Source organism: Kitasatospora sp. NPDC058048 (assembly GCF_042885555.1).
In the GTDB taxonomy this organism is placed as follows: Bacteria; Actinomycetota; Actinomycetes; order Streptomycetales; family Streptomycetaceae; genus Kitasatospora; species Kitasatospora lactacystinica.
The window spans coordinates 98,632-104,631 of record NZ_JBHVRT010000036.1 but is presented as its reverse complement, the minus strand read 5'-3'; the positions used below and the strand labels follow the sequence as shown (position 1 = coordinate 104,631).

4 protein-coding genes are annotated in these 6,000 nt (G+C 71.0%); 1 reads left to right on the top strand and 3 read right to left on the bottom strand.

The annotated features are described in order from the left end of the window. Window positions 1-98 precede the first annotated feature (98 nt). Window positions 99-2,210: a DNA topoisomerase IV subunit B gene (locus tag ACFVVA_RS31235; protein ID WP_359912622.1), complete on the bottom strand. Its 2,112-nt coding sequence runs from the start codon at window positions 2,208-2,210 to the stop codon at window positions 99-101. 538 nt (window positions 2,211-2,748) lie between these two features. Between ACFVVA_RS31235 and ACFVVA_RS31230 the strand changes: the two genes are divergently transcribed. Further along, window positions 2,749-2,979: a hypothetical protein gene (locus ACFVVA_RS31230; protein ID WP_359912625.1), complete on the top strand. Its 231-nt coding sequence runs from the start codon at window positions 2,749-2,751 to the stop codon at window positions 2,977-2,979. Window positions 2,980-3,230: 251 nt separating this feature from the next. Here ACFVVA_RS31230 and ACFVVA_RS31225 read toward each other — a convergent pair whose 3' ends face one another. Continuing rightward, a complete protein-coding gene (locus tag ACFVVA_RS31225) occupies window positions 3,231-4,031 on the bottom strand; it encodes a S1 family peptidase (RefSeq protein ID WP_387694116.1) in 801 nt (266 codons plus the stop codon). 328 nt (window positions 4,032-4,359) lie between these two features. Next, window positions 4,360-5,994: an RNA polymerase sigma factor gene (locus tag ACFVVA_RS31220; RefSeq protein WP_387694110.1), complete on the bottom strand. Its 1,635-nt coding sequence runs from the start codon at window positions 5,992-5,994 to the stop codon at window positions 4,360-4,362. Window positions 5,995-6,000 lie beyond the last annotated feature (6 nt).

Sequence of the window (6,000 nt, the reverse complement as noted above, 5' to 3'; positions counted from 1 at the left end):
CGATTCTTCACGACCCGACCCTCCGGGCGGTCGTGAAGCGCGGCCGGTTGTTCAGGTCGCGGTGGTCGGCGGTGGAGGGCCCTCGCGCGCGGCCGGGATCAGGCGTCGATGCGGGAGCGGTCCAGGGTGGCCGCCGAGTCCACGATGAACTCCTTGCGCGGGGCGACGTCGTTGCCCATCAGCAGGTCGAAGATCCTCTCGGCCTGCTCCAGGTCGCCCAGGTTGATCCGGCGCAGCGTGCGGTGGCGCGGGTCCATGGTGGTCTCGGCCAGCTGGTCGGCGTCCATCTCGCCCAGGCCCTTGTAGCGCTGCACCGGCTCCTTCCAGCGCTGGTTCTTGCGCTGGAACTCCAGCAGCGTGGAGCGCAGTTCGGCGTCGGAGTAGGTGTAGTGGTACTTCTCCTGGCCGCGCTTGGGGCTGGTGAGCTCGATCCGGTGCAGCGGCGGCACGGCGGCGAAGACCCGGCCCTGCTCGACCATCGGCCGCATGTAGCGGTGGAAGAGCGTGAGCAGCAGGGTGCGGATGTGCGAACCGTCGACGTCGGCGTCGGCCATGAAGATGACCCGGCCGTAGCGGGCCTGGTCGATGTCGAAGGTGCGGCCCGAGCCGGCCCCTATCACCTGGATGATCGCGGCGCACTCGGCGTTCTTGAGCATGTCGCTCACCGAGGCCTTCTGCACGTTGAGGATCTTGCCGCGGATCGGCAGCAGCGCCTGGAACTCGGAGTTGCGGGCGAGCTTGGCGGTGCCGAGCGCGGAGTCCCCCTCGACGATGAACAGTTCGCTGCGGTCGACGTCGTCGCTGCGGCAGTCGGCCAGCTTGGCGGGCAGCGAGCTGGTCTCCAGCGCGGTCTTGCGGCGCTGGGCCTCCTTGTGCTGCCGGGCGGCGACCCGGGTGCGGGCGGCCGCGACGACCTTGTCGAGCACGGCCCGGGCCTGGAGCTTCTGGTCCTTCTTGGCCGAGGTCAGGAAGGCCTTGAGCTCCTTGGCGACGACGGCCGCGACGATCCGGTTGGCCGCCGAGGTGCCGAGCACCTCCTTGGTCTGGCCCTCGAACTGCGGCTCGGCGAGCCGGACGGTGACCACCGCGGTGAGGCCCTCGGTGGCGTCGTCCTTGGTGATGTCGTCCTCGGCGACACGCAGCAGCTTGCCCGCGCGCAGCGCCTCGTTGACCGTCTTGGCCAGCGAGCGCTCGAAACCGGTGACGTGGGTGCCGCCCTTGGGGGTGGCGATGATGTTGACGAAGGAGCGCAGCGTGGTGTCGTAGCCGGTCCCCCAGCGCAGCGCGATGTCCACACCGAGGTGGCGGGTGACCTCGGTGGGGGTCATGTGCCCGAGGTCGTCCAGGACCGGCACGGTCTCCTTGAAGGTGCCCTCGCCGTGCAGCCGCACCACGTCGCAGACCGGCTTGTCGGGGGCCAGGAACTCGCAGAACTCGGCGATGCCGCCGTCGAAGCGGAAGGTGCTCTCCTCGACCTTCTCGCTCTCGGTGAGCCGCTCGTCACGCACCACGATGGTGAGGCCGGGGACCAGGAAGGCGGTCTGCCGGGCGCGGCTGTGCAGGTTCTCCAGGGAGAGCTTGGCGTCCTTGAGGAAGATCTGCCGGTCGGCCCAGTAGCGGATCCGGGTGCCGGTGCGGGTCTTCGGCACCTTGCGGGCCCTGGTCAGGCCGTTGCCGGGCTCGAAGGGCGCGTCCGGGCTGGCCTCGGTGAAGAGGCCGGGGGTGCCGCGGCGGAAGCTGATCGCGTGGGTGTGCCCGCCGCGGTCGACCTCGACGTCGAGGCGGGCGGAGAGCGCGTTGACGACCGAGGCGCCGACGCCGTGCAGACCGCCGGAGGCCGCGTAGGAGCCGCCGCCGAACTTGCCGCCGGCGTGCAGCTTGGTCATCACGACCTCGACGCCGGACAGCCCGGTCTTGGGTTCGACGTCGACCGGGATGCCGCGCCCGTTGTCCCGGACCTCGACCGAGGAGTCGGGGTGCAGCACGACGTCGATGCGGTCGCAGTAGCCGCCGAGCGCCTCGTCGACGGAGTTGTCGATGATCTCCCAGAGGCAGTGCATCAGGCCGCGGCTGTCGGTCGAGCCGATGTACATGCCGGGGCGCTTGCGGACCGCCTCCAGGCCCTCCAGGACGAGCAGATGCCGCGCGGTGTAGTTGGAACCGTCGTCGCCGGCCAGCAGCGCGGACGGCACGGTCGTTTCGGCACTCACGCGGCACTCTCCTCGGTGAAGTTCTGTCTCATCGGTCACATCCGGACGCATCCGGACCAAACGCCAGTGCAGCACGCCGCACCGACACCCGTCGCCCTGCGTGCCCGATCCCCTGCGCCGGGTGCACAGCACGACGGGCCGGCCCCGCGCAGCTTGTACGCGCTGCGCGAACAAGCACCGCACCCGGGTACGGACCCCGGGGGCGCCATCTCCTCCCGGTACCACCGGTCCTGGCGGATCGTGGGACCCGGCACAGGCTCCGGAACTGCCGTTATGCAGGCTACCGGGGCCCGGGGCGGGGCTTATGCTCCAACCCGGCAGAGGATTATGCTACGCGGACCTCGTACCCGATCCCGATCGGGCGTTCGAGCGACGGGCGGATCCCGGGAATCGGCACGCATGAACCACCGACGCCCGGGGCACGTCCTCATCAACACAGCAGAATCCTCAGAGAAGAAAAGCCACGAGCGGGAACGTTTTCGGCCTGGTTGGATGTTGACCCTGGTACGACAGCTCGTCGAGCTAGAGAAGAGGCGACGTGACTACTGTTCTGACCCCTGCGAGCCCGCTCACCGCGGCTGACCGCTGCGACCGCTGCGGCGCCCAGGCCTACCTGCGCGTCGTACTCGCCAGCGGCGGAGAGCTGCTCTTCTGTGCCCACCACGGCCGGAAGTTCGAGCCCGAGCTCAAGAAGATCGCCGTGGAGATACAGGACGAGAGCGGCCGTCTCACCACGACCACCGCTACGGCGACCGAAGACGAGCGCTGATCCCGGGCGCCAAAACCAGCAGCCGGCGTCGAGCTGTGTCCGGTCGTGCACCGCGCGCGACCGGTGGGCCGGGCGGCTGACCCCTTCGGGGGCCGGCCGCCCGGCTCTGCTGTACCCCCGGGCGCCCTCCCGGGCCCGGTGGCGGCCCGGCCACGACTGCCGACACTGCGTCAGAACCCGGCGTCAGCACGTGACCGGGCGCACACCCACCGCGACGTCCGCGGCACCGGACACACCGCGTCCGCGGACGTTCACAGGACCGAGCGCACCGCGTCGGCGACCGAGGACACCCTGGTGTAGACACCCGGGTGGGCCGCCTCGGCGCAGCCCGTCCCCCAGGACACCAGGCCCACCAGCCGGCCCTCGACGATCATCGGACCGCCGCTGTCGCCCTGGCAGGCGTCCTTGCCGCCGCGCTCCTCGCCCGCGCAGACCATGCCCCGGGCGTCGAACTTTCCGTCCTGCCCGCCCGGGTACGCCTGCGCACAGGCCCCGTCCGGCACGACCGGCACGGACACCCCGCGCAGCGTGGGCGAGTAGTCGCCCCGCCCGGTGGTGTCGCCCCAGCCGTACACCTGCGTCGTGGTCCCGGCCAGGTACGGCGCCGTCTCGCCCTGGCCGACCAGCTCGACCACCGGCCGGGCGCCCTGGGACTCGGCCAGGGTGATCACCGCGACGTCGTTCATGTTCGCGTCGAAGGAGTAGTCGGGGTGGATCCAGACCGACCGCGCCGCCACCTCGCGGCCGGTCGTGCCGCGCATGTCGTCCCGGCCGACGATCACCTTGAGCCCCGGCCGCTCCACCCGGCCCTTGCCCTCGTCGTAGAAGCAGTGCGCGGCCGTGACCACCTTCGTCGGCGTGACCAGCGCGCCCCCGCAGAACTGGCCGGAACGGCCGCTGCCGAACTGCTGGCGGCTGGACAGCGCCACGATCCACGGGTGGTCCCCGGTGCTCGCCGCCGTGCCGCCGACCACCCGGCGCTGGGCCTCGGCCGGCGCCGCGCCGCCGAGGGCGACCAGCGGGACGGGCACGGCGGCCAGCAGCGCCAGCACGGCGGCCCTGCGGCGGCGGCCCGCCCGGCCGACGGCCGGATCGGCCGGATCGGCGAGGTCTGCCGGATCGGCGAGGTCTGCCGGAAACGGGATGGGCGTCGGCAGGTCAGTGCGGTCCGGCTCGGTCGGCACCGTGACTCCAGGAGGCTCGGAAGCAGGCAACCGGCACAGCGTAGGTGACCGGCTACACCGTGCGACCACTTCCCGCCGCGCCGCCACCCGGACGAGCGACAACCACCACCCGGACGCTGACACACCCGGGCCCGGACAGCCGCGAAGGCCCGGAGCCGTGCGGCTCCGGGCCTTCGCGTGGAACGACTGCCGTCGATCAGTCCAGGTAGTCGCGCAGCACCTGGGAGCGCGACGGGTGGCGCAGCTTCGACATGGTCTTCGACTCGATCTGGCGGATGCGCTCACGGGTGACCCCGTACACCTTGCCGATCTCGTCCAGCGTCTTCGGCTGGCCGTCGGTCAGGCCGAAGCGCATCGAGACCACGCCCGCCTCGCGCTCGGACAGGGTGTCCAGCACGGAGTGCAGCTGCTCCTGGAGCAGGGTGAAGGAGACCGCGTCGGCCGGAACGACCGCCTCGGAGTCCTCGATCAGGTCACCGAACTCGCTGTCGCCGTCCTCGCCCAGCGGGGTGTGCAGCGAGATCGGCTCCCGGCCGTACTTCTGGACCTCGATGACCTTCTCGGGGGTCATGTCGAGTTCCTTGGCCAGCTCCTCCGGGGTGGGCTCGCGGCCCAGGTCCTGGAGCATCTGGCGCTGGACGCGGGCCAGCTTGTTGATGACCTCGACCATGTGCACCGGGATGCGGATGGTGCGGGCCTGGTCGGCCATGGCGCGGGTGATCGCCTGGCGGATCCACCAGGTGGCGTAGGTCGAGAACTTGTAGCCCTTGGTGTAGTCGAACTTCTCGACCGCACGGATCAGACCGAGGTTGCCCTCCTGGATCAGGTCCAGGAAGAGCATGCCGCGACCGGTGTAGCGCTTGGCCAGCGAGACCACCAGACGGAGGTTGGCCTCCAGCAGGTGGTTCTTGGCCCGGCGGCCGTCCTCGGCGATGATCTCCAGCTCGCGCTTGAGCTTCGGGGCGAGCTTGTCGGCGGCCGAGAGCTTGTCCTCGGCGAACAGACCGGCCTCGATGCGCTTGGCGAGCTCGACCTCCTGCTCGGCGTTGAGCAGCGGGACCTTGCCGATCTGCTTCAGGTAGTCCTTGACCGGGTCGGCGGTGGCGCCGGCGACGGCGACCTGCTGGGCCGGCGCGTCGTCCTCGTCGTCGTCGGAGAGGACGAAGCCCTCCGACTCCTCCTCCGGACCGGTGCCCTCGGCCTCGGTCTTGTCACCGGGCAGCGCGGCGTCCTCGAGCAGCTCCTCCTCGCCGAGCAGCTCCTCGTCGCCCTTGGCGGTCTTGCCGGCGGCGGTCTTCTTGGCGGCGGTCTTCTTGGCCGGCGCGGCGGTCTTCTTGGCGGCGGTCTTCTTGGCCGGCGCGGCCTTCTTGGCCGGCGCCTTCACCCCGGCGACGACGCCGGTCGTCTCCTCGGCGGTGATCTCGGCGGAGACGGTGGGAGCCGTGGCCGCGGCGGCGACGACGGCCGGAGCCGCGACGGGAGCGCCGGGGGCGATCCGCACGGGCGGCTTGGTCGGGGCCGACGGGGTCCGGGTGGTGACAGCCTTGGTGGCGGTGCGCTTGGTGGGGCTCTTGGCAGCAACGCTCTTGCGCTTGGCGCCGGCCGGTTCGGCCGCGCTGACCATGAGGTCCACGCCCTCCTCAATCAGCACCTGATTGAGGCTGCGCATGACGTTCTTCCACTTGGTGACCGGGATCTGGTCCGCCTCGAACGCCTGGCGCACGTCGTCACCGGCGATCTGCCCCTGGGCCTTGCCCCGCTCGATGAGAGCCAGCAGAGCCGCGGACTCGGCGATCTCGGGGGGAAGCGAACGGGATGTGCTGGCCGACACGAACAA